Annotated in this window: 18 protein-coding genes; 13 read left to right on the forward strand and 5 right to left on the reverse strand. The window is 40.2% G+C overall.

Features of this window, described 5'->3' with window-relative positions; translation table 11 throughout:
- From AB4209_RS17315 to AB4209_RS17375, 13 genes are all read left to right on the forward strand, one after another.
- On the forward strand, positions 1–810 hold an 810-nt coding region (locus tag AB4209_RS17315), incomplete at its 5' end, for an IS4 family transposase (RefSeq protein WP_372056642.1).
- Between the two features lie 199 nt (positions 811–1,009).
- Positions 1,010–2,110, forward strand: coding sequence for a glycosyltransferase family 4 protein (locus AB4209_RS17320; protein ID WP_372056644.1), 1,101 nt, complete (start codon positions 1,010–1,012; stop codon positions 2,108–2,110).
- A complete protein-coding gene (locus tag AB4209_RS17325) occupies positions 2,103–3,161 on the forward strand; it encodes a glycosyltransferase family 4 protein (RefSeq protein ID WP_372056646.1) in 1,059 nt (352 codons plus the stop codon). Before AB4209_RS17320 ends, AB4209_RS17325 begins: the two co-directional genes overlap by 8 nt.
- Positions 3,158–4,561, forward strand: a complete 1,404-nt coding sequence (locus AB4209_RS17330) for an oligosaccharide flippase family protein (protein ID WP_372056648.1) — start codon at positions 3,158–3,160, stop codon at positions 4,559–4,561. Before AB4209_RS17325 ends, AB4209_RS17330 begins: the two co-directional genes overlap by 4 nt.
- Positions 4,558–5,700, forward strand: a complete 1,143-nt coding sequence (locus AB4209_RS17335; protein WP_372056650.1) for a glycosyltransferase family 4 protein — start codon at positions 4,558–4,560, stop codon at positions 5,698–5,700. Before AB4209_RS17330 ends, AB4209_RS17335 begins: the two co-directional genes overlap by 4 nt.
- Positions 5,693–6,730: a polysaccharide biosynthesis protein gene (locus tag AB4209_RS17340; RefSeq protein WP_372056652.1), complete on the forward strand. Its 1,038-nt coding sequence runs from the start codon at positions 5,693–5,695 to the stop codon at positions 6,728–6,730. The genes AB4209_RS17335 and AB4209_RS17340 overlap by 8 nt, the downstream gene beginning before the upstream one ends.
- Positions 6,730–7,833, forward strand: a complete 1,104-nt coding sequence (gene wbjC, locus AB4209_RS17345; RefSeq protein WP_372056654.1) for a UDP-2-acetamido-2,6-beta-L-arabino-hexul-4-ose reductase — start codon at positions 6,730–6,732, stop codon at positions 7,831–7,833. Before AB4209_RS17340 ends, wbjC begins: the two co-directional genes overlap by 1 nt.
- A gap of 9 nt (positions 7,834–7,842) precedes the next feature.
- A complete protein-coding gene (gene wecB, locus AB4209_RS17350; RefSeq protein WP_372056656.1) occupies positions 7,843–8,973 on the forward strand; it encodes a non-hydrolyzing UDP-N-acetylglucosamine 2-epimerase in 1,131 nt (376 codons plus the stop codon).
- 3 nt (positions 8,974–8,976) lie between these two features.
- Positions 8,977–10,188 carry a glycosyltransferase family 4 protein gene (locus AB4209_RS17355; RefSeq protein WP_372056658.1) on the forward strand — a complete coding sequence of 404 codons (1,212 nt, stop codon included), beginning with the start codon at positions 8,977–8,979 and terminating at the stop codon, positions 10,186–10,188.
- Positions 10,185–11,138, forward strand: a complete 954-nt coding sequence (locus AB4209_RS17360) for a UDP-glucose 4-epimerase family protein (RefSeq protein ID WP_372056660.1) — start codon at positions 10,185–10,187, stop codon at positions 11,136–11,138. The genes AB4209_RS17355 and AB4209_RS17360 overlap by 4 nt, the downstream gene beginning before the upstream one ends.
- Position 11,139: 1 nt before the next feature.
- Positions 11,140–11,688 (forward strand): sugar transferase, encoded by a 549-nt coding sequence (locus AB4209_RS17365; protein ID WP_372056662.1) that lies wholly within the window; start codon positions 11,140–11,142, stop codon positions 11,686–11,688.
- A gap of 59 nt (positions 11,689–11,747) precedes the next feature.
- A complete protein-coding gene (locus AB4209_RS17370; protein WP_372056664.1) occupies positions 11,748–12,914 on the forward strand; it encodes a nucleotide sugar dehydrogenase in 1,167 nt (388 codons plus the stop codon).
- Between the two features lie 314 nt (positions 12,915–13,228).
- Entirely contained in the window at positions 13,229–15,169 is a 1,941-nt protein-coding gene (locus AB4209_RS17375) for a polysaccharide biosynthesis protein (RefSeq protein ID WP_372056666.1), read from the forward strand.
- A 138-nt stretch (positions 15,170–15,307) separates the two neighbouring features.
- Here AB4209_RS17375 and AB4209_RS17380 read toward each other — a convergent pair whose 3' ends face one another.
- From AB4209_RS17380 to AB4209_RS17400, 5 genes are all read right to left on the reverse strand, one after another.
- Positions 15,308–15,895 (reverse strand): hypothetical protein, encoded by a 588-nt coding sequence (locus tag AB4209_RS17380; RefSeq protein ID WP_372056668.1) that lies wholly within the window; start codon positions 15,893–15,895, stop codon positions 15,308–15,310.
- Entirely contained in the window at positions 15,892–17,055 is a 1,164-nt protein-coding gene (locus tag AB4209_RS17385) for a tyrosine-type recombinase/integrase (protein WP_372056670.1), read from the reverse strand. Before AB4209_RS17385 ends, AB4209_RS17380 begins: the two co-directional genes overlap by 4 nt.
- 307 nt (positions 17,056–17,362) lie before the next feature.
- Positions 17,363–18,706, reverse strand: coding sequence for a hypothetical protein (locus tag AB4209_RS17390; protein ID WP_372056672.1), 1,344 nt, complete (start codon positions 18,704–18,706; stop codon positions 17,363–17,365).
- A 58-nt stretch (positions 18,707–18,764) separates the two neighbouring features.
- Positions 18,765–21,860, reverse strand: coding sequence for a hypothetical protein (locus tag AB4209_RS17395; protein ID WP_372056674.1), 3,096 nt, complete (start codon positions 21,858–21,860; stop codon positions 18,765–18,767).
- Entirely contained in the window at positions 21,850–23,469 is a 1,620-nt protein-coding gene (locus tag AB4209_RS17400; protein ID WP_372056676.1) for a hypothetical protein, read from the reverse strand. Before AB4209_RS17400 ends, AB4209_RS17395 begins: the two co-directional genes overlap by 11 nt.
- Positions 23,470–23,594 lie beyond the last annotated feature (125 nt).

A 23,594-nucleotide genomic window follows, 5' to 3' on the forward strand; every position in this document is an offset into this window, starting at 1 on the left:
GAAAGCAGAAAAAAGCGAACCGCAATAACGCTTACCTTTCGCAAGTCCTTGCAGGGCAAGGGGCTTCGTAATCTTGCCCTGTACACGATCACTATCCCACAGAAAGGAGTGACAGGCTCCCGCAACAAGACGAAAAATCGCCCGTCACGCACAGCCAAATTAACAGTAAAAGCGAGTACTGTAACGATAAAGATGGGAGGACAAGAGCATCAACTTAATGTGGTTTACGCTCAAGAATCTAGCTCAGTCCAAGAGCATGAAAAAGTGTCATGGATGCTCTTAACCAGTGAGCCGATAGAGACACTACAACAACAGCTCCATGTAATAGAAATTTACGCAACGAGATGGCGCATAGAAGACTTCCATAAAGCCTGGAAAACAGGGGCTGGTGTTGAAAGATTACGAATGACATCGGCAGATAATTTAGAACGAGCAGCCTCTATCCTCGCATTCGTAGGGGTTCGTTTGTTGCAGCTTCGAGAGGTCCTTACGCTTCCAATTTACCTTCGCAAAAGAGGTCAAGTTGAGGAATCTAAAGCGTTGGAAAATCAGAGTTGTAGCTGTGTATTAGAAGAGGATGAATGGCGAATATTAATGCAACATTATAAGCCTCGAAACCATAAAGGCAAAGGAGCGCCAAGCATGAAATGGGCTTATCAACCCATTGCGAAGTTAGGTGGTTTTACCGACACAAAAAGAACAGGTATGGCGAGTTGGATAACCGTTTGGGACGGGTGGGATGAACTTCAATCTCAAGTGAAAGGTTATCGGGTAGCTAAAACTCTCTTTGCTACTGGAGAATCGTTATAAGATCTGATCAAGAGACAGGCTCTAGTATGCTCAATAGTTTTGAAGGTGATAAATACGCAGGGCAAGGGGTTTTGTAATCTTGCCCAGGGGTAAACGGGATTGTTCTTTGTTGGCAGTTTTGCAAGAGAATAGGTTTTGTAATTTTAACCTTATTATAATTACAAAACTATTGGTCTATTTAAATTTATATAGGTTTTATATGAAGAAAGTAGTATTTATTTTAGGCGATGCTTCAGAATGCGGTGGGATCGAAAAAGTAACTTTGAATCTATCTGATGAGCTTAATAAGTTCATCTCTACGAAAGTTATCAGTCTCTATAAGAAAAACAAAGAAGTCGCATTTAAAGTTGTTGACCTACCTATTGATTACCTCAACAATACTTATGAGATTAGCATGTATAATAGACCTTATGGTCTGTTACGAGGTTTGATTTTTGATTTTATATATATATACAAAAAATCAAAGCAAATAAATGACGTTTTCCGTAGTAATACCCCTGATTATATTGTGGTTCCAGATATAAAAACACTGGCACTGGCAATGGTTTTGAGGAGTACCAAAAAATCCGATATAATCGCAATTGAACATTTTGAATATGATGTCCCTAATTTTTTTTTAAGAATGTTAAGAAGATTTTTGTACAAAAGCAGTAGAGTGAAAGTTGTCACTCAAACGAACGAGGACTTCTCAAAATATTCTTGGTTACCTAAAGGGAAAGTCAATGTTATCCCTAATATGTACAGTATTTCTGACGTGAAAAGTAATGTGAAGATTAAAAGAATTATCGCAATTGGTCGTTACTGTGAACAAAAAGGGTTTGATCTGTTGATTAATGCTTGGCGTAATATTCCAGAAACACAGCGTGAAGGTTGGTTACTAGAAATTTATGGTCAAGGTGAAGATAAAGAAAAACTAGAAAAAATAATTGAAAATCACAAAGTAGCCTCAGTCTCGCTAAAGCCTTTTACTAATAACATTGATGAAATTTACAGTAGCTCAGAAATATTTGTATTATCTTCTAGATATGAAGGTCTTGGTATGGTGTTAATTGAAGCCCTAGCACATAAATTACCTTGTATTAGTTTTTCTTGCCCAGCAGGGCCTAAAACAATTATAAAGCATAACTATAATGGTATGTTAGTTGAACCCGGTAATATTGTTGAATTATCTAATAGTATGTCGTATTTAATGAATTCACCGGAATCAAGGGCGCTATTTTCTTCTAACTCAATATCTTCCATAGAAAAATTCTCTCAAAAAAGTGTCAGTAGTCAATGGTTGGATCTTATTAATGAATAATACTTACGATTATGTTTTTATTACCAATTTGCCTGCATTCTATAAAATAAACTTATATAATAAGTTAAGTGAAGAACTTAATATAAGAGTTGTTTTTATTTCAAAATCATCATCAATAAGAATGTCGGATTTTATGAAAGGTGAAATAAATTTCGATTATGATGTTATTTGTAATGGTAATTTTGAAGAAAGAAATAAATTAGTGTGTCTCTATCGGTTGCTCATTATATTAAGTTCTATACAATTTAAAAAGATTGTATATCCTGGGTGGGAATTGATAGAGCTAATCCCCTTGATGGTCATGCTAGGTAAGAACCGAAATTCAATGGTAATAGAGAGTAGTATCAAGGAGTCAAGAACCAGTGGGCTTGTTTGGAATGTGAAAAAATTTCTGATAAATCGAATGAGTATTTTGTTTCCTTCAGGTAAATTGCAATGTGATATAGTTGATAAATCAGGCTTTGAAGGAGATGTTGTTCTAACTCACGGTGTTGGTATACCTAGTAGGGATGCATCTAGGTTTTATCGTGAAATAATGGACAGATTGATTGGAAAGGATGATATAAAATATCTTTATGTTGGTAGGTTATCTCAAGAGAAAAATCTTGAGTTTCTAGTTCGATATTTTAATAATTCTAACAAGTCACTTTCTATTGTTGGTAATGGAAAAGATGAGGAGTTATTAAAGCGTATTGCTGGAAGTAATGTAAAGTTGCTTGGTTACATTCCTAATGAAGAGTTGCATCACATCTACAGAGATCATGATTGTTTTATTATACCCTCTCTATCTGAACCTTGGGGCTTGGTCGTTGATGAGGCTCTTTGGAATGGAATGCCGGTGATTGCTAGTTCTCAGGTTGGTTGTGCTTATGATATGGTTACAAGTGTGCAATCAGGTTTAGTATTTGAACCTGATTGCTTTTCTTCACTTGATAAAGCAATAAATAATCTAGAGGTAAATTATTTACATTATTTAAGTAATGTAAATGATATTGATTTTTCTGTTCGCGATGCAAATCAAGTTCGAGCTTATATATCGGTGATTAAGTGAAGATCAATAGAGTTGCAAAAGATTTTATCAATTATTTCATTTCGGATTTATTTGTCAAAGGTTTTTTGTTTATTTCATTGCCTTTATTATCTTGGGTATTATCTCCGGAAGACTATGGAATATTGTCATTAATAACTTCAGCAATATCAATTTTATTTGTATTCTTTTCTTTTAATATTCAAAATGCAGTTTATAATAAATATTTACACTCATCGGATGATTTTGGTAGCTATCTTTTTTCAAATTTATTAACATTATTTCCAATCCAAATTTTGACGATTGGATTGTTCCCTTTTTACCATTCTTTTTTATCCAAATGGTTTGGTTTGAATGAGTTTGATTTGTTTTTGGTTGTTGTTGTTTGTTTTTTGATGACTTACTTCAATATCTATTGTAGTTACCTTCAAGCATCTCGACAGAGTCGTCGTTATGCCGTTATAAATATAACATCTAAATTGACTGAAGTTATATTAATGTTCTTAATTGCATATTGCCTTCTTAGTGATAAGTATTTATCAAAGGTTTATGCTAGTATTATTGTTTTTTCTATATCAATGGTTATTATTTTACCTTCTATTTTTTATATTGTAAAATTCAAATTTGAAATCAAATTTGTGAAGGATGCATTTAAGTTTTCTATTCCATTGATCCCTCATGTGTTGGCTACAAGTTTACTTGCGCATGCAGATAGAATTATTATTAATGATCTATTAGGTTCTCATGCTACTGGTATTTATTCATTTTCTTATAATCTTGGAATGGCTGTCATCGTTGTCGTTATGGCTTGGAATAGTTCCTGGCAACCGAGATTTTTTGAATTAATTAAAAGTGGTTCAAATTTAGATATATTAAAAGTAACAAGGTTTAGCTGTGTTGTGATTTTTTGCGTGGGTTCTCTTTTAGTATTATTTAGTCAAGAGTTTGTTGTTATTTTAAGCAACTCGAGTTACTATGAAGGAATACCTATTATTCCTTTGATTACAATTTCCAACGCACTCGTTCATATATATCTCATATATGCAAATTTTACCTATTATAGAAAAAAAACAGCCTTTATATCTTTAGCTACATTATTTGCTTTGTTTATTAATGTTTTGCTTAACTATTTATTTATTCCTTTATGGGGGTTAAAAGGTGCTGCTTGGGCAACGATTTTGTCATATGTATTCTTATGCATATTTCACTTTTTTGTATGTCGGTATTTCATGCGTTTTTATATTGTTAACTTTAGCGTAATACCCTTGTTTTTTTTCTCTATTTGTTCGGTCTACATTCTTATGAGTTTTTTAAATCATTGGTTGGATGGTTTGTATTTTTTCCTCAGTAAAGTGTTGCTTTATGTATTAGTTGTTGGTTTTAGTTATAAAGTTGTTAGGTATTATAATTTAGGTTTTAGATGATGAGACTTCTAATTAATGCTTCTAACCTTCATGTTGGTGGTGGAGTACAGGTTGCAGCTTCCTTTCTTTCTGAACTCGTTGACATTCTTAATGCTTCAAATCTACTAGAAGAAGCTCGTATTAGTGTAGTTTGCTCTACTTCGGTCTATTACAACTTGGATAAAGAGTTTTCGTTCTGTTCATTCGATAAATTTAATGTGATTGATGTTTTTGGCGTAAAAAAGACGGCTTGCAAAGAAAAATATTTTAATGGATATGATGTGGTGTTTACTGTCTTTGGCCCGAACTACCATAATAACGATGCGGCTTTTAATATTGTCGGATTCGCTCAAGCTTGGATTGCGTATCCTAATAATCCAGTTTTTCATAACTTTAATTTTTTCCGACGTATATTAAATAGAGTTAAGTATGAGGTCCAATGGCTTTACTTTAATAAGGCTGATAAATTAATTGTTGAGCTCCCACATGTGAAGATGGCACTAACTGAGAATAGAAAGGTAGATATAGATAAGATCTCTGTTGTTGAAAACTGTGTTTCAGGTTTTTTTAATAATAAACCTGAAACATGGGCGGGGATTTCCTTACCTTTTAACAAATCCGATCACGTGCTAACTTTTGGTTTTTTGGGACGAGGCTATTATCATAAGAATCTTAAAATACTGGCTAAGGTTAGTCATATTTTAGAAAATGATCTGAACTTGACACATCGTTTTCTATTTACGCTAACAGATGACGAAATGGCGGATTTAGAGTTCAATGACTTACCTAACTTCCATTCTATTGGACCTATAAATAGCAATCAATGCCCTTCCTTTTATCGAGAAATTGATGCGTTAATATTTCCAAGCCTTTTGGAATGTTTTTCAGCAACGCCCTTAGAGGGTATGTTAATGAAGGTGCCTGTTTTTGCATCTAATTTACCTTTTGTTAAAGATGTTTGTGAAGACCATGTTTTTTATTTTGACCCATATGATGCACAAAATATTGCTAGAGTGATTTTTGATAATTTAACACTCAATCAAGAGTTAACATCAGTTTTAGTTAATGCCTATCATTTTGCACTCTCAAAACCAAGTGCGAAGGATAGAGCAAAAAAATATCTAAATTGTATTTCCAAACTTAAGGTTAATAATGTTTAAAAATAAAGTTTTATTGATAACTGGTGGAACTGGTTCTTTTGGAAACGCGGTGCTTGACCGTTTCTTAGAAACAGATATTAAAGAAATCCGTATTTTTTCTCGTGACGAGAAAAAACAGGATGATATGCGTAAGAAGTATCATTCACCCAAATTAAAATTCTATATTGGTGATGTACGCGATTACAACTCTATTCTATCGGCTACACGTGGTGTTGATTTTGTTTACCATGCAGCAGCACTTAAACAAGTACCTTCGTGTGAATTCCACCCTATGGAAGCTGTTAAGACCAATGTGTTGGGGACAGAAAATGTCCTTGAAGCTTGTATCGCAAACGAAGTTGCTAGAGTTGTCTGTCTAAGCACAGATAAAGCGGTCTACCCAATTAATGCGATGGGTATCTCCAAAGCGATGATGGAAAAAGTTATTGTTGCTAAGTCACGTAATGTTGATCCTAATAAAACAGTAATATCAGCTACTCGCTATGGCAATGTTATGGCATCTCGTGGTTCGGTAATTCCGTTGTTTTTGCGTCAAATTATAAATGGCGATGCAATTACAATTACAGATCCGAATATGACACGCTTTATGATGACATTGAATGATGCTGTCGATCTTGTATTACATGCATTTATACATGGTATTAATGGTGACATTTTTGTGCAAAAAGCACCCGCAGCGACTATTGATGTTTTAGTGCAGGCTTTAAAAACCATCACGTCTAAACCCGAACATGAAGTCAATGTGATAGGTACTCGTCATGGCGAAAAATTGTATGAAGCATTATGTAGTCGTGAAGAGATGTTTGTTGCTGAAGACCAAGGTGGTTATTATCGAGTCCCTTCAGACAACAGAGATTTAAATTATTCACAATACGTTGAAGAGGGTGAACAAGATTTAAGTGTTATTGAAGATTACAACTCTCATAATACCGAACGTTTAGATGTAGCTGGTATGGTTAAGCTACTTCATAAGTTGGATTTTATTGCTGATATCGAAGCTGGTAGCCTTAACGTACCTGAAGGTGTGTAATGAGAATTTTAGTTACAGGCGCAAAAGGCTTTATTGGTAAGAACCTGTGTTTTCAATTAGAAGAGCAAGGTTTTACAGATATTGTTAAAATTGACCGAGCCCATTCACTTCAAGATTTATATAACGCATTAGAAACAGCAGATTTCATTTATCATTTAGCAGGTGTTAATCGGCCGGAAAATGACGATGAATTCAAACAAGGCAATGCTGACCTAACTTCGCATATCGTAACCAAGCTAAATGAGCTCAACAAAGCTACTCCTATTCTTCTTACTTCTTCCATACAAGCTGAACAATCGAACCCATACGGTGTTAGCAAGGCTCAGGCAGAAGATGTTGTAAAGGAATACGGTTTTCAGTCTCAAGCAAAAGTCTATATCTATCGTTTGCCAAATGTCTTTGGTAAGTGGTGTCGACCAAATTACAATTCAATGGTTGCTACTTTTTGCCATAATGTGGCTAATGATTTACCGTTGACAATCAACGACCCTGCAGCAAAAGTCAATTTAGTTTATATAGATACAGTTTGTGAACATTTTATTCATCATTTGAACCATGATGAGGAATCCGGCGAGCAGTCAATTAAGCCAATCTATCCTACGACTGTTGGTGAGGTTGCTAACGCACTTGAGGCATTTAAAGCAAGTAAATCATCTTTAATAACGGAAAACGTAGGCTCGGGCTTCTTACGAGCACTTTATTCGACTTACATTAGTTATTATTCTCCTGAACAGTTCTCGTACACAGTGCCTGCGTACACTGATCCTCGTGGTTCTTTTTGTGAACTGTTAAAAACTAGGGATGCGGGGCAGTTTTCTTTCTTTACTGCTCATCCAGGTATCACTCGTGGTGGGCACTATCATCATTCAAAAAATGAAAAATTCTTAGTTATTAAAGGGCGAGCAAAATTCCGGTTTGAACATATCTCAACAGGTGAGTGTTACGAATTAGATGTTACTGGTGATGATTACCAAGTTGTCGAAACGGTTCCCGGGTGGACTCATGACGTGACTAATATAGGTGACGTTGAACTAATCGTAATGCTATGGGCCAATGAAATCTTTGACCGAGAAAAGCCAGACACGTTTGCAAAGCCACTGTAGGAATTTAAAATGAAAAAATTAAAAGTAATGTCGGTGGTCGGAACTCGACCTGAAATTATTCGATTATCTAGAGTTTTAGCTAAGTTAGATGAACACTGCGACCATGTTCTTGTTCATACTGGTCAAAATTATGACTTCGAGCTAAATGAAGTGTTTTTTAATGATTTAGGCGTACGTAAACCTGATTATTTCTTGAATGCTGCAGGTAAAAATGCAGCAGAGACTATCGGGCAAGTTATCATTAAAGTCGATCAAGCATTAGAAGAGATCCAGCCAGATGCAATGCTAGTATTGGGTGATACCAACTCTTGTTTATCTGCAATACCAGCGAAACGTCGCAAAGTTCCCATTTTTCATATGGAAGCGGGTAATCGCTGTTTTGATCAACGTGTACCAGAAGAAACTAACCGCCGCATTGTTGATCATACAGCCGATATAAATCTAACTTACAGCTCTATTGCTCGCGACTACTTGCTAGCAGAAGGTCTACCTGCTGATCGTGTGATCAAAACAGGTAGCCCAATGTTTGAGGTATTAAGTTATTACATGCCTCAAATTGATTGTTCAGATGTGCTAGCTCGTTTAAAACTTGAAAAAGGGCAGTTTTTTGTGGTGAGTGCTCACCGTGAAGAAAATGTAGATTCTCCGAAACAACTGGCGAAGCTCGCTGAGGCATTAAATACTGTTGCAGAATACTATAATTTACCAGTGATAGTTTCAACACACCCTAGAACTCGTAATCGAATTGAAGCTCAAGGTATTCAGTTTCATCAGAATATTCAATTGCTCAAGCCATTGGGTTTCCATGACTATAACCACCTTCAAAAAAATGCCAAAGTCGTTCTCTCAGACAGCGGCACTATTAATGAAGAGTCTTCGATCATGAATTTTCCTGCATTAAACTTGCGAGAAGCACATGAGCGCCCTGAGGGAATGGAAGAAGCTTCGGTCATGATGGTTGGTTTAGATGTCGAGCGTGTAATGCAAGCGCTGCAAGTTTTAGAGACTCAGCCAAGTGGTGATGAGCGATTATTACGCCCAGTATACGATTACAGCATGCCGAATGTATCTGACAAAATGGTGAGAATCATTCACTCGTATACTGATTACGTCAAGCGAGTAGTTTGGAAGGAATACTAAACTGTGAGAATCGCGTTATTTCCTGATGACTACTTACCAAGTAGTACACTGGTTCATGCGAAAATGTTTCATGAGCTAGCTTTGGAGCTGAAAAGGCTCGGTCACGAGCCTGTTATCATTACCCCTAGTCATGGCAAGCAAAAGCAACGCTTGATGAGAGAGCAACTAGATGGTGTAGAAGTTTGGCGCTTTCGCAGTCCTCCAATGAGAGGGAAAGGGAAGGTGCAAAGAGTGATCACGGAGTCGCTACTGTCATTGAATGCGTATTTAGCATTAAGAGGTGCTGATAATATTAAGTCATTTGATGCTTGCGTGAATTATTCCCCTACAATATTCTTTGGCCCTCTAATGCACTGGTTCAAGCGCTATTGTAGTACGTATAACTATCTAGTTTTAAGGGATATGTTTCCACAATGGGTTATCGATGAGGGGTTGATATCTGAAAAATCTCCTATAGCGAGTTATTTTCGATTCTTCGAAAGGGTGAACTACAACGCATCGGATACTATCGGCTTAATGTCACCTGCCAATGTGACGTATTTTTCAAAGCTGCACCCAAGCTATCAAAACCTTCAAGTTCTTCGTAACTGGGCTGACGTGAGCCCAAAAAGTTATAGTACCTCGTTGATTGATATAAGAAAGCAGTGCCAACTGAATGACAAAGTTATTTACTTTTATGGTGGCAACATCGGTCATGCGCAAGATATGGGTAACTTATTGCACTTAGTTGAAAGCATGCAAGATCACCCTAAAGCTCATTTTCTCTTTATCGGGCAGGGTGATGAGTTTGAACTAGTCGAAAAAACGAAGGTTAAAAAAGGGCTAAATAACTTGACGCTTCTCCCCTCAATTAGCCAAGAAGCTTACAAAGAAGTTTTGACTCAAGTCGATGTGGGTTTGTTTTCTCTTGCCAAAACCCATAAAGCGCATAACTTCCCTGGTAAATTATTGGGTTATATGGTTCAGTCTTTGCCAATTTTAGGTAGTGTAAACCAAGGTAATGATGTCATTGAGTTTATCAATCATGAAGGAACTGGTATGGCTTATATAAATGGTGAAGATCAATCTTTGTATGATGCTGCGCTGATGTTACTTCAAGATCTAGGTTTACGAAGTGCAATGGGTTCTAGAGCCTATGAGGTGCTTAAAGCTTACTTCTCAGTTGAAGCTGCCAGTAGTCAGATAATAAACACAATCGAGAAATCAAACAAATGAAAGTAATCTTAACTGGTGCTTCGGGGTTTATAGGTAGTAAGTTATTAGAGCAACTTCCAGCTAAAAGCACACTATCATTAGGCCGTAAAAAGCCTAAGATACAATCTTCTGAACAATTTTTTAATCTTGAAATTGGTAGTGACACGGATTATTCAGTGGCATTAAGAGGGGTTGATGTCGTGATACACCTTGCAGCTCGAGTTCATATAATGGAGGATGAATCTGTAGAGCCCCTTAATGATTATCGAGAAGTTAATACTGCAGGAACCTTGAACCTAGCTAAGCAGGCTGCAGAATCTGGTGTTAAACGATTTATTTTTATTAGTAGTATCAAAGCCAATGGTGAACATACTTACGATAATAATCCTTTTAGTTTTGAAAGCCCTAGACTCCCAGAAGATTTTTACGGTCAATCCAAGTCTGAAGCTGAAGTTCAATTATTAGAGTTAGCTCAAGATACCGGACTAGAAGTTGTGATTATCAGACCAACCTTAGTCTACGGTGCAGGTGTTAAAGCTAACTTTGCTTCTTTAATGAATTTGGCTTCTAAAGGTTTTCCTTTACCATTTGGTTTGATCAATTCAAATAAGCGTAGTTTGGTATCTGTGACCAATTTGGTTGATTTAATTGTTACCTGTATCGAGCACCCTAGAGCAAAAAATCAAGTGTTTTTAGTTTCAGATGATCACGATGTTTCTACTTCTGAAATGGTTCGTGAAATGTCAGTTGCTTGTGGTAAGAAAAACTTCCAATTACCGGTTCCTGCTTGGTGCTACAAATTTTCGGGCAAGTTGCTTAAAAAAGAAGATGTTGTTGATCGCCTTATTGGTTCTTTGCAGGTAGATATATCTCATACCAAAGAAACACTAGACTGGACACCACCTCAGTCTTTACAAGATGGTTTTAAAGAAACAGCTGACCATATTTTAAATAAACGAGGTAACAAGTAACATGATCCGTTTAATCGATTTTCTCGCTTCTTTGTTTGGTTTGTTGTTCCTATGGCCAGTTCTTGTTGTTGTAATCATTATTGGCATGTTTGATACAGGCTCACCAATTTTTATTCAAGAACGTGTTGGTCGTAACAAAAAACCATTTAAACTTATTAAGTTTCGTACCATGTCGGTTGAGACAAAGTCGGTAGCCAGTCATTTAGCGAGCGATGCTTCAATCACAAGGCTTGGTGGCTTTTTGCGTAAAACTAAAATTGATGAGCTACCGCAATTAATCAATGTTGTGAAAGGTGAAATGAGTTTAGTTGGTCCTCGCCCCAATTTGTTTAACCAAGAAGAGTTGATTAAAGAGCGTGATGCTCTAGGTGTGTATGATGTTTTACCGGGTGTGACTGGACTCGCTCAGGTTCAGAACATTGATATGTCAACTCCAGATCTGCTGGCTAAAGTGGACAAACAAATGATCGATTCATTGACATTAAAGGATTACTTTAAGTATATCCTAATGACTGTAACGGGCAGCGGTTCTGGTGACGCCGTTAAGTAGAACTTATTGCAAGAATATACCCTTATTTTATTTTAATTTACGAACATGTTTGGCTACTTATGAAAATTGCAATTGCCGGTACAGGCTATGTAGGCTTATCAAATGCGATGCTGTTATCACAGCATCATGACGTTGTCGCAGTCGACATTATCGAAGAGAAAGTGAGATTACTTAACGATAAATTATCACCCATCGTTGATGCTGAAATTGAAGATTTTTTGGCAAACAAACCTTTAAAATTCACAGCAACGCTTGATAAAATCTTGGCTTATTCAAATGCGGAATTTGTCATCATCGCTACACCTACGGATTACGATGTTGAAACTAATTACTTTAATACTTCATCGGTTGAAGCTGTAATTAAAGATGTCATGGCGATTAACCCCAGCGCAATAATGGTTATTAAGTCGACCGTCCCTGTGGGTTACACTGCTCGTATTAAAGAAGAGTTTGGGTGTGATAACTTACTTTTCTCTCCAGAGTTCTTACGTGAAGGAAAGGCACTTTATGACAACTTGTACCCTTCTCGTATTATAGTTGGTGAACGTAGTGAGCGAGCTAAAATATTTGCTGGTTTACTGGTTGAAGGAGCGAAGAAACAAGATATTGAAGTTTTGTTTACTGATTCGACAGAAGCTGAAGCTGTGAAACTGTTCTCTAATACTTACTTGGCACTGCGAGTATCTTACTTCAACGAACTAGACACTTATGCTGAATCTCATGGATTAGACTCTCGCCAAATCATCGAAGGGGTGAGCTTAGACCCGCGTATTGGTTCTCACTATAACAACCCTTCATTTGGTTACGGTGGTTACTGCTTACCAAAGGACACTAAACAATTGCGAGCAAATTATGCTGATGTTCCGAATAATATTATCGGAGCAATTGTTGATGCAAATACTACTCGTAAAGATTTTGTCGCAGAGTCGATTTTAAGTCAAAATCCCAAACGTGTTGGTATTTATCGTCTTATCATGAAATCTGGATCAGATAACTTCCGCGCATCAAGTATTCAAGGTGTGATGAAACGCATCAAAGCGAAAGGTGTAGAAGTAGTTGTGTATGAGCCTGTTTTGAAAGACGATGAGTTTTTCCATTCAAAAGTCATACGCGATCTACAAGAATTCAAAGAAAGCTGTGATGTGATTGTATCAAATCGCATGGTCGATGAAATTAAAGATGTTGCGGATAAAGTTTATACTCGTGACTTATTTGGTTCTGATTAATTTCCCTCGATTCCGTGCGGCCTATTGGGGCTGATCTTTTTCTAAGGTAATTTTGTTAATTAATCATTACTCTAAAGCACTCCCTGTCTCATCCCTGAGGCTGGTGATCGTTTAAGCTCCTTCTTTTGAAGCGTTACCTAAATGCCCTAATAGGTTTAAATTTGAGACTATTAGGGCGTTTGTTCATGATAAGTTAAGCGTGGAGCATGATCAGGTACATAATATATTGATGGGCTTTGTCAATGAATGTTACTTCGATAGTTTTTTTAACACGCTCTCAGTACACCTAAATACCAACAAATAAGAATAATTTTATGCAACGTCTAAATTTTATATGGCAACTGTCTCGCTTGAAAAAGCGGATCATAAGTGTCACGATTGATACTTTGCTTATTCTCTTTGCTCTGCACATTGCTTTGTGGACAAGGCTTGGCAATTTTCAATTTTTGAGTGATGGTGATAATTTATTACTGGCTGGCTTAACAGTAGTTACAACGGTCATCATTTTTACAAATATAGGGCTTTATCGCGCCGTTCTCCGCTACCTCACCTTTCAAGCGCTGTTTGTGGTGATGGCTGGTGCGATATTATCGGCAGTATCTTTGGCCGTATTCGCTTATTACCTGCAAGAGCCAATCCCTCGTACTGTCCCTATTATCTATGGTGCTTACTTGGCGCTATTGTGTGGGGGCTCTCGTCTTGTGGTTCGTAACCTTGTTGCCACTACGTCACCATCGAAAGACTCTCGTCAAGAAGTGTTGATTTATGGTGCAGGCTCCGGTGGTCGGCAGCTTGCGGTGGCACTTCGTGCTTCCGAAGATTATCGAGTCAGAGCATTTATTGATGACGATAGCACACTTACTAACACAGTGATCTTAGGGTTACCTGTTGTCGGTTTAGGCAAAACTCAAGCTTTGATCGATAAGTATGATATTTCAAAAATTTTACTCGCGATCCCAAGCGCTTCTCGTGCACGTCGTAAGCAAGTTCTGGATTTATTAGCGCCGTTACCTGTTGAAATCCAAACGGTACCAGACATGGCGGATATTGTGTCTGGCAAAGCGAAAATTGATGAACTTACCGATGTACCTATCGAAGATTTATTAGGTCGAGATGCGGTTGCGCCTCAGCAAGTGTTAATGGAAGCCAATATTAAAGATAAGGTGGTGATGGTGACCGGTGCTGGCGGTTCTATTGGTTCAGAGCTGTGTCGTCAAATTTTGAAACAACAGCCTAAAACGTTAGTGCTGTTTGAAGTCTCTGAGTTTGGCTTGTACCAAATTGATCGTGAGCTTTCGCTCGTGAAAGAAACCAAAGGTTATGATGTTGAAATTGTGCCTTTATTAGGTTCGGTCCAGCGCTCACATCGCTTGCTAACCTCAATGAAGTCCTTTGGCGTACAAACGGTTTATCACGCGGCCGCTTATAAGCATGTCCCTCTTGTAGAGTACAACGTAGTGGAAGGCGTACGTAATAATGTTTACGGCACTTACTATACGGCGAAAGCCGCTATTGAAGCGGGTGTAGAGTCTTTTGTTCTTATCTCGACAGACAAAGCGGTACGCCCTACTAACGTGATGGGCACTACCAAACGTATGGCGGAATTGGGCTTACAAGCCTTAGCACAACAAGAAAACCAAAAAGAGAACGGTACTCGTTTTTGTATGGTACGTTTTGGTAATGTGCTTGGTTCTTCAGGTTCAGTGATCCCGTTGTTTAAGAAACAGATTAAAGCCGGTGGCCCACTCACGGTGACTCACCCTGATATTACCCGTTTCTTCATGACCATCCCAGAGGCTGCTCAACTGGTGATTCAAGCAGGCGCTATGGGTAAAGGCGGTGATGTGTTTGTGCTGGATATGGGCGAATCAGTAAAAATCACCGACCTCGCGGAAAACCTTATTAAGCTTTCAGGTCTCTCAGTGAAGAACGAAGAGAACCAGCACGGTGATATCGAGATTCAGTTCTCAGGTTTACGCCCTGGTGAAAAGTTGTATGAAGAGTTGTTGATTGGCGATAATGTCGCACGTACCGCTCACGAACGTATCATGACCGCACAAGAAGTGTTCTTACCAATTGATGAATACGACATGCTACTTGAATCCTTAGACTTTGCTTGCCATAGCTTAGAGCATGAAGTGATTCGCCAGTTGTTGCTCGATGCCCCAACAGGTTTTAAACCAACGGATGGTATCGGTGATTTGGTTTGGAATGCGAGTCAAAGACAAGAAGATCCTAATACAACCCGTGCTTAGTGAAAGCCCATAGATAATTAAGAGCCTCGTAATGTGATTACGGGGCTCTTTTTGTTTGTATCTCTATCGCTGTAGGCTTTCTAGCTCTGATTAGCGGTTTTTAAACTTACTTTAACTCTGTCGTAAAGATCGGTACAGCTAATCCTCCCACTGCCAAGGTCGCTGGCTATAGTGGTATTGGTTAAGCTCAAACGAGATCGGTGTTTTGATGGTCGTATAGCTATAACACTGCCTATCATGCGGTTTATCGATAATGACGGTTTTCTCGCCATAAGAAATCTTACTGCGTGGATCTTGATAATGCTCATACAAAGCCAACGATAACGCTTGATACCATTGAAGATGCTTTTCCCAGATCGTCGTTCTATCCCAATGCCCATCGGTTTGTTTCAGTGCGCTGTAGTATTTGGCTAAAGGCAGCCCAGCGTACTGAGTGTGTAAACGAACATCGTGAAACATGACCATCTCTGCGCTCAGTATGCTGTCGGCATACTCATTCAATACCGAATGTAGCCTCGGTTCCTCCATAAAGCGCTCATAACATTGCTTTGCTATCGCTTCTAAACGGTTTTGTTCGTTCAATGAGCTCAACGGCATGACTCGTTTGTTACCGATGAGGGTATAAACCGAAGGCAGCTCTATACCTAAAGCAAAGGCGCACAGTTGATGCTTGTCCGTTAGGTTTTGATGAAAGTATTGGACGCGGTTAAAAGACAGTATCATCATGCTATGCCTCCTAACATCATATCGTTAAACGCGTTTCCGTCTTGTCTGGAAGCGTTGGCGACATAAGGGGCGTACACCTCAAAAAGGAGCTTGGTATCGCTGTGCCCTAACTTGTGTGAGATAAAGAGTGGATTCTCATGTGCGGCAATATGCAGCACCGCCGCAGTATGACGCGTCTCGTAGGCGCGGCGAGGTGTGAGCCCGGCCTTTTTCAAGGTTGGATGCCATACCTTTTGACTGATGTATTGCGTATTGAGTCCCTCTCCGGTTTTGGAGGGAAATACAAACGGGCTGTTGTTATTTCTTTTGTTCCATTGACGCTTGAACGCGGCGTATAAGGTGTCACACATCTGCAAATCACGACGAGATTTGGGTGTTTTCACATCGCAAATTTCCCCATTCACATAATTTTGTCTCACACGAATCAATCTATGCTCAAAATCGATGTGCTCCCAATGCAGTCCATGTACCTCACAACTTCGCATCCCCGTCCAAAATCGCAGTAAAAAATAATCATGCCACTGCTCATCGCAGCACTCTAAGAAAGTGCGCACTTCTTCCATGGTCAGTGGTTTCGAATCTGCTTTTTCTTCTTTAAGGGATTTGTAGCGTCGAAAGGGATATTTGAAGTCATGCTCTTCAGCGGCAAGGCTGATAATGGCGATCAGTGGCCATAAAATATTATTGATGCGCTTGTTGGTGAGCTTGCGCGTGCCATCATCTTTTCGACCTTCTTGCAGCGTCTGACGAAAAAACTCCACTTGGGAGAGTGACACCTCAGAAACGAGCGTATTGCCAAAGTGCGGAATGAGGTAGTGTTCGAGCGTGTTTTTGACCACGCTTTGATAGCTGCTTTTCCAATTGCCTTTTTGACGCTCATACCACTGGTTCGCAAAGTCATTAAAAAAAGGATACAGGCGGTCGGGGTACTTCTCACGCTGTAAACGTTCAAACAGGTCGACTTTTTTACTGTCAGGGAAGTAGTCGCGGTATTGAAACGTCCCAAGGTCAATCTCGGCGTTCATTTGTTTGAGGGCGGCTTGAGCAAGCCTTAAATTTTTTGGGCTAGCCATTTGTTTGGTGCCTTCGCGAAAGCGCTGGCCGTACACATGAAGATCGAACTGAATGCGCCCATTGGGACGGATGCGAATGTGAGCCATAGTGGCCTCCATGGATGTCAGATCTTAAATAGATCTGTCCCTCACCAATGGAATTCGCTAGAATCGAGCCATCGGCTGGGGTGGTTTAAACGTCGCGCAGCCGGTACGGGGTAGGGAGGTTGCCGCCTTCCTATCCCAACTGCATTCTTACTCTTTTCAAACTCGGGCGTGTATCACGGCTTTATTGCCCAATGAACCTATCACCCTGCCTGTATAAAGTTTCACCATTTAATTTAGACTCACACTGTTTTAATGTCCAGTGTTTGTGCGAATTTTCTGTGCGGTTATCTCTGCACCGCTTCGCTTTTTAAAACATCGACTCTAAATCTAAAGTGTGGTTTTCTCCTGCTTTTTCCGGCTTAACCAAGCCTTTGTCTTTTTTATAATCTTCCAGCGCGATATTAATCTCTCGAATTTTCTGCGCGTTGTTAATGAGTTCGACAGCAAGGGATTGTGTCGGGAGATCTTTTCTGGCTTCGTCAAAGAAGCCCATATACGTTTCGAGACGGTCATTTTTATAGATGGTGACTTTCATCTCTTTCATTTCGATTAAGTTCGAAATTTTTAAGTCGAGAAACGGTTTTAAATGAATCAGCACGATAATTTGCTTGTAGCTTGGCATGGATAAGTTAGACACCAAAATGGGTTTGGTGTGCGTTTCCTTTTCAACTTGCGCGACTAAGAACGAGTCCTCTTTTTGAATCACAAAATACGCAACGTCTTGAGAGCGGACATCAAGATAGTTGCGCAAAGCTGTTACTTCAGCCTTGAATGGAGAGATGTCAACGGTAAAGGTGGACAATACGTCAAGTGTATCGGCCATTTTTTGCTTAAATTCATCAAGCCCCTCAAGCGACAGTGCCGAGCATTGTTCGGAAGTTTTGATGATTAGTTTATCGTTTTCTTGGCGGATCAGGATGTCTTTATCGGCCGTGTTTTCGATCATGTGCCCAAGCATTTCGACACCAGGCTCAGAGGAAATGAACGAATGCCCGAGATCGATGTTAAGGTTGGTTTTGCTCGTTGCAACCTTACCTTGGCGCATGATTTTGAGTTCTTTCGTCTCCGGCTCAAATTCAATCATTTGGAAAGGGGAATGCGGCTTTATCTCATGGATAAGACTTTGACAGGTGGATTTGCTGATCGTTTGATAGTCACGTTGAACATCTGAATCAATAAACTGAAGGTGCAGATCAAGCGGATCTTGCGTCTTAATTTGGCGACGACAAGCACGAGCTAGGATGGCATCGACGTCATTTTTTTTGTTAAGAAGAGAGACCGCTTTGGTGTCGTAGATAATGATAGAAGGCGTGGTGTCTTTTAAATGACCGTCAATGTGGAGAGTAACGAAGTCCTCTTTCATGAGGTTTTTAAGCTCGATGGCAGATTCAAGCCAGTTTTTAAAGATATCACCCGACAATGAAAATGAGCGTAGCGCCTTGTTCACTCTGATGCCGTCGTTGAGATCTAAGGCAATGAGTGAATATTCAGGCGTATGCCCACCAATGATTTTGCATTGGTTTTTCTCAAAGTCAAAACAGAAGCTGACACAAAAGTCGTCGCTATTTTTGATGAGTTGACGTTGTATGCGTTGTAAGCTTTTTTGGGCGAATTTCGCGTTAATATGAAGTGGGACGGTCTTTTTTTTCATTCAATTTCCTTTATTGGTTGAAGGTGTCGTCATTGATATTGAGCGGCGTTTGGTTGCTCTAGTCCTTCATGACTCTTGCGGTGTGAGTCTGAAAATAGGCCAGATACTCATAGATATAATGCACCGTTTGCGGTGCCAGTGTGATGCTCTCTCGAAGGGAGAGTGTGATATGAAGCTCTGTGCTTCCTTCGTCTTTCTTCGTGATAAGGATCGTGTCTTTTTCATCGGCAAAGCGTTCATGGATGTTTTTCTTTTGTCGCGTCGGGTCTGTCTTTCCATTCACCATGAGGTTAAAGGTCGAGTGATAAAACTGAAGCTCGGGTACTTTAAAGGCCTCTCGAAATAGGGCGCCATCCTTTTGGTTTGTCGACATCTTGATTAAAATATGCGGCTTTCCATCACCGTCAATCAGTTCCATATGTTTCACTTTGCCTATGGCTTTCTCCCATTTTTTGCGTGAAACCTCAGGCTTATGCTTGTTGGAGTAAGCCCAAATGGTGCTGATGTCTGAAATGAGGAGGCGGTCTTTATTGTGATTGAACTGCTGGCAAAAAAGCGTCTTAAGTAAACTGTGTTGAATGCTCGGAAAAGGGCGACAATCCGGTTGATTTGCACGTAACGCTTTATCGGATAGCTCCGTAAGCAGCGTAGTTAAGTGTGATGTTGCTACGGTGTTGGGTTGGCCCTTGGGCTTTGGAGGGAACAAGTGGTTGCAAAGGGCCTCTTCGGAGAATAACAGTGAGTAATGCTTCTTTTCTTCTGTTGAAAGCTGCGCGTATTGCGTGTCTAACTTCGCGATGCGTCGAGATAGATCGTTCGATCCTTTTTTTAACCCCAATAGCCAACACAGTTCTGCTCGAGTGTAAGGTTTATTCTCTTTTGGATTCCCTGATTTTCGATAAAACGGGTAAAGCCAATCAATGCCATGGACATAGTGCTTACGTGTTGTGGCGTAGTGTTTGTGCCCGATTTCTCGAATGAGCTCTTCAAACACCAAATTATCATTGAGACTAAGCGTGTCCTGTACTTCTAACCAATGCTGAAATTGCGCTTTCAATACCTCTTGGGTCATCAAGGCTTGTAGTTTGGGTGGTAATCCCATATCGGTATCAACGCCATGGCTGATGAAATGCAGGCTTTGAAGAAGAGAAACAAAGGCACCCGAATGCCTTAAATGATGAAAGCGGGCATCTTCACCACAAATCGCTTTAATCGCTTTGGTGGCGGGTAATAAGTAATGCAGCTGTCTTGATGTCGTGCTTTCATTTTCGAAACCAATGAGTGGCATCTGTGGGGAACGGCTGGTAATGCCCGTGCGAGCGGACAATCTCGGTTTGAGCTTGATGCACATACGAATGAGTGTGGCAAACTCAGGGGGAAGGTGTACGTGCACCCATCGTGATTGTCTGTTTTTCGTTTTGCCTTCCTTCGTTTGGGTTATATGCAGCGTAAAGTATTGATTATCATCTGAACCATGATTCGGGACGGCTTTTTTAGCGGGCCAAATGTCTTTAATTCGCAGTCGTATTATTTCACTGCGTCTGAGTTTGCCAAAATACGCCAGAATGACTGCGGATGCGCTGAATAAGCGCTGGAAGAAATGCCCTTTTGTATTACTGACTAAGGCATGAACAATCTGGTGCAACGCGTCAATAGAGATGAAATTGGCGTCCACATTGACGGGTACGATTGGGTTGTGCAGTTCGTTTAAATCGATGTGATCGGTTAAATCTTGCGTCGTTAAAAACTTAAAGAAGCGGTGGAGTGTTTGTTGTGAATTGGAAGTGGTGAGCTTTGCATACGTGCGGTGTGCCCAAGCCATGAGTTCATCATGGTTTTGGCTCGCTTCAAAACTTAAAGGGGACGACTTGAGTATCTTCGTTAATCCTGAATATTGAGTCAGTGTATTGTCGCTGAGAACTTTAACCCGCTCGCCACCGTACAATATCAGGTTTTTTACAAATAGCCCCGCCAGCTGAGGCAAGACATTGTGCATTTGCCATCTCGTCACGTCGTACTCAGTTGGCTTTGTTCGGTTTTTCTTATACGCATTTAAGAGTTGCTGGTGAGGCCATTGTTCTTTTTCGCCTGGCTTTACTTTTTCATACCACTTGTCATCCCAAGTTTGTGCATAAATATCATCGAGCTGCTTCTCTTGATTGGGAATACTGAGTGTTTTCAGCTCATAGGCGACGTGTCTTGCCGGGTAAGCGATGTCTTTTAAGAGTGTTGGCACTACGTCGTCACGGTAATACCAGATCGCTTGCAAGAGAAAATGCAACTGCGCCTTTGAGCAAGGATGGGTTGGTGAGGAAGCGCCAGTTGATGGCTCGACGTCATTGATCAGTTGGTTAATTAAGGCATGAAGTCGGTCTTTGAGCCGATTGAGCCCCATTGAGGGATGAGAAAGCGTTGCCGCGTGTTGCTCATAGAAGATGGTTAAGGCGCGATAAACGAAGAGCGGTAAATGGTAGCGAGTAAACGACGCGTCATCGGCTTCTTTATCTGGCCGGCCTTTACTTTGGCGGCCTTGGATGTGTATTAGACGCAGATAAAGACGGTTATCGACGATTTCAATACAACCTGGCGACGTAAGTATGTGGTGGAGATAGTCGATGGGCAAAGGGGCCACTTCTAGCGCTACGATTAACGCGACCTGCTCTTGACTAAGCGGAGTTCTCTTTTGATAAAAGGTCTCTAAAAATGTGTTGTACCTTTGAAGAAGGTGATAGGACGCACACGCATGAGACGTGATGTTCTCAAAGAGCTTGGCGTCATGATCGACTAATTTTTTTTCTTCTGTTTTCGGTATTTCCCATCCAAGTACATGGTGGAGATACAGTAAAATGGCGGTCAATGCGTTTTGGTAATTCGATTTGAGTCTTGCCGGTTGGTGTATCCATTGTCGTCTGATGTCACTTAACGTGGTTTCCGTGACTTGACGGCGGGCTTCTTGAGTGTTTGGCCAGCGGTGTAACACCCACTTTATGGCGTCTTCTGATGGCGTTAATGCATGGTTTTGCTGCGTGTAATGCACAATGTGCTGGATAGAGAGTGCATGCAAGAACGAAGCAGAAGCCTGGATGGTGGCTTTATCGTCTTTATCGTCTTTATGGCTTGTTGAAGGCGCGCTGCGCGCTGAGTTATCTGACATAGCACACCTTTTGTAAGTTAAAGTTCGAGGCAATGCGATTGACGTGTTGAACGAGTTGTTGACGATGCAGGGGGAAGATATGGTCATTGCCGATATTTTCACCGAGGTTCGCGTGCCCCATCAGTCTATCGATTTGAGCGTTACTTAAAGAAGAAGGGGTAACATGTTCGAGTGCGAATTGAGCAAAAGTATGGCGTATCGAGTAGGCCAAAAAGGTCGCACCTCGTTGTTTTAAAAACTGGCGCAAGAGACTGGCAGAGACCGCTTGCGCCTTTTGATTATCATTGACCAGATACCACAATATGTCTTTCTCTAACTGGAAAGCCTGCGTGGGTAAGCGCGACATTACCCTCTGTTGTAATCGCTGATATTGATGAATTTGCTCAGAAAGGTACTCATTGATGAAGATTTCACGATAATGCCCCTTATCGTACACACTCGCTTTTTTCCCTGGAAAGTAACGCCGAGACTCAATACTGATATGGTGGGTGGGGCGTACGCCAGTACAGATCAAAAAGCATAATGTGAGATGATAAGTGCATAAATTGTAATAGGAGACGAGCGCCTCGAGAGAGTTGTCTTCCTCAATCATTATGGCGTGTGAATGGACATCACTCTCCAGTTGGCGAAAAAAGCTCGCTAAAGTCACCACATCTACGTTACGTCGGCTGCCGATCAATATGGGCGTTTGCGCTGAACTTGGCTTGGATTCGCCTTCGTGATAGTGAAGTTGTTCAATGCTATGAGCTTCGAATGCCGCAGGGATGCTTTGTATTAAGGTGGTATCCACCAAGTAGACGCGTTCTATCCCCGAGCGGTTTTTTGTGCGTCTCTCTACGGTGAATTTCTCTTCAAGATTTAACGCTCTGATCTCAAAAATTAAGCGTTCTAGATAGCGTTCATGCGCTCGAAATATTTTCGCTCGTATTCGGTCACTGGATTCTTGTTGATAATACCGAGCATGGTCGTGATGAACCCTATGATGCTGATGAGTAAGTACATATCGAGGCAGTGCGGAGAGGCGATTGTCATTTTGAATGCAGATATTGAAATAGTTAATGAGGTTATCTTTTCGGCCCACCGATTGCTCTAACTCATCCAATCCATGTTGTTTCCAACGTTTCTCAATCATGGTCTTGAGTTCGCCTTTTTCGTTTGAGCTTAAAAAAGGACGTTCGTAGCCGCGTAAGGAAAGAAATCGCTGAAAAAAAGGGTTGAGACGAGAGGGGACAGGTTGCCATAAATAGACGATGCGGTTTTTGACTGGGTAAGCGACAGCGTATTCAACCCAAGAAGTGGAGTCGTACATGACGGTTCTAAACGCATTTTTTTGACACGTTTTGTAAGCCTGTTGGCGGAAAAGATCGGGCAGTGTGTAGTCTGAGATCTTAGCGCTATTGTCTTGTTTTCTTAACGAGGCTAATTCGCCCGTAAGCCAAAGATAAATGAACACAAAAAAGAATTTTTCTCGTTTTCGTATCGGGAGTCGGCTGCGATTTAAATTTTTGAAAATTCGGGTAAGGGAAGTGACCGAGAGCTTGGCTTCAGGGTAAGGGGCGCCACTTTGTTTGTTTCGATTTTTTCTTTTTTCGTTCGCAGTATAACCCAAAGCGCCCCTCTCAGAATAATCCTAGAGTGAAATATTGTTCAATTAATGAACTGATGTTTATAATAAAATCAAGAGTGATTTGTGAGGTCAAGAGAAAGAAAGGAGGTTGCCATTGTTTGTGCGGT

The sequence above is a fragment of the Vibrio sp. 10N.286.48.C11 genome (genome assembly GCF_041469805.1).
Taxonomy (GTDB): domain Bacteria; phylum Pseudomonadota; class Gammaproteobacteria; order Enterobacterales; family Vibrionaceae; genus Vibrio; species Vibrio crassostreae_C.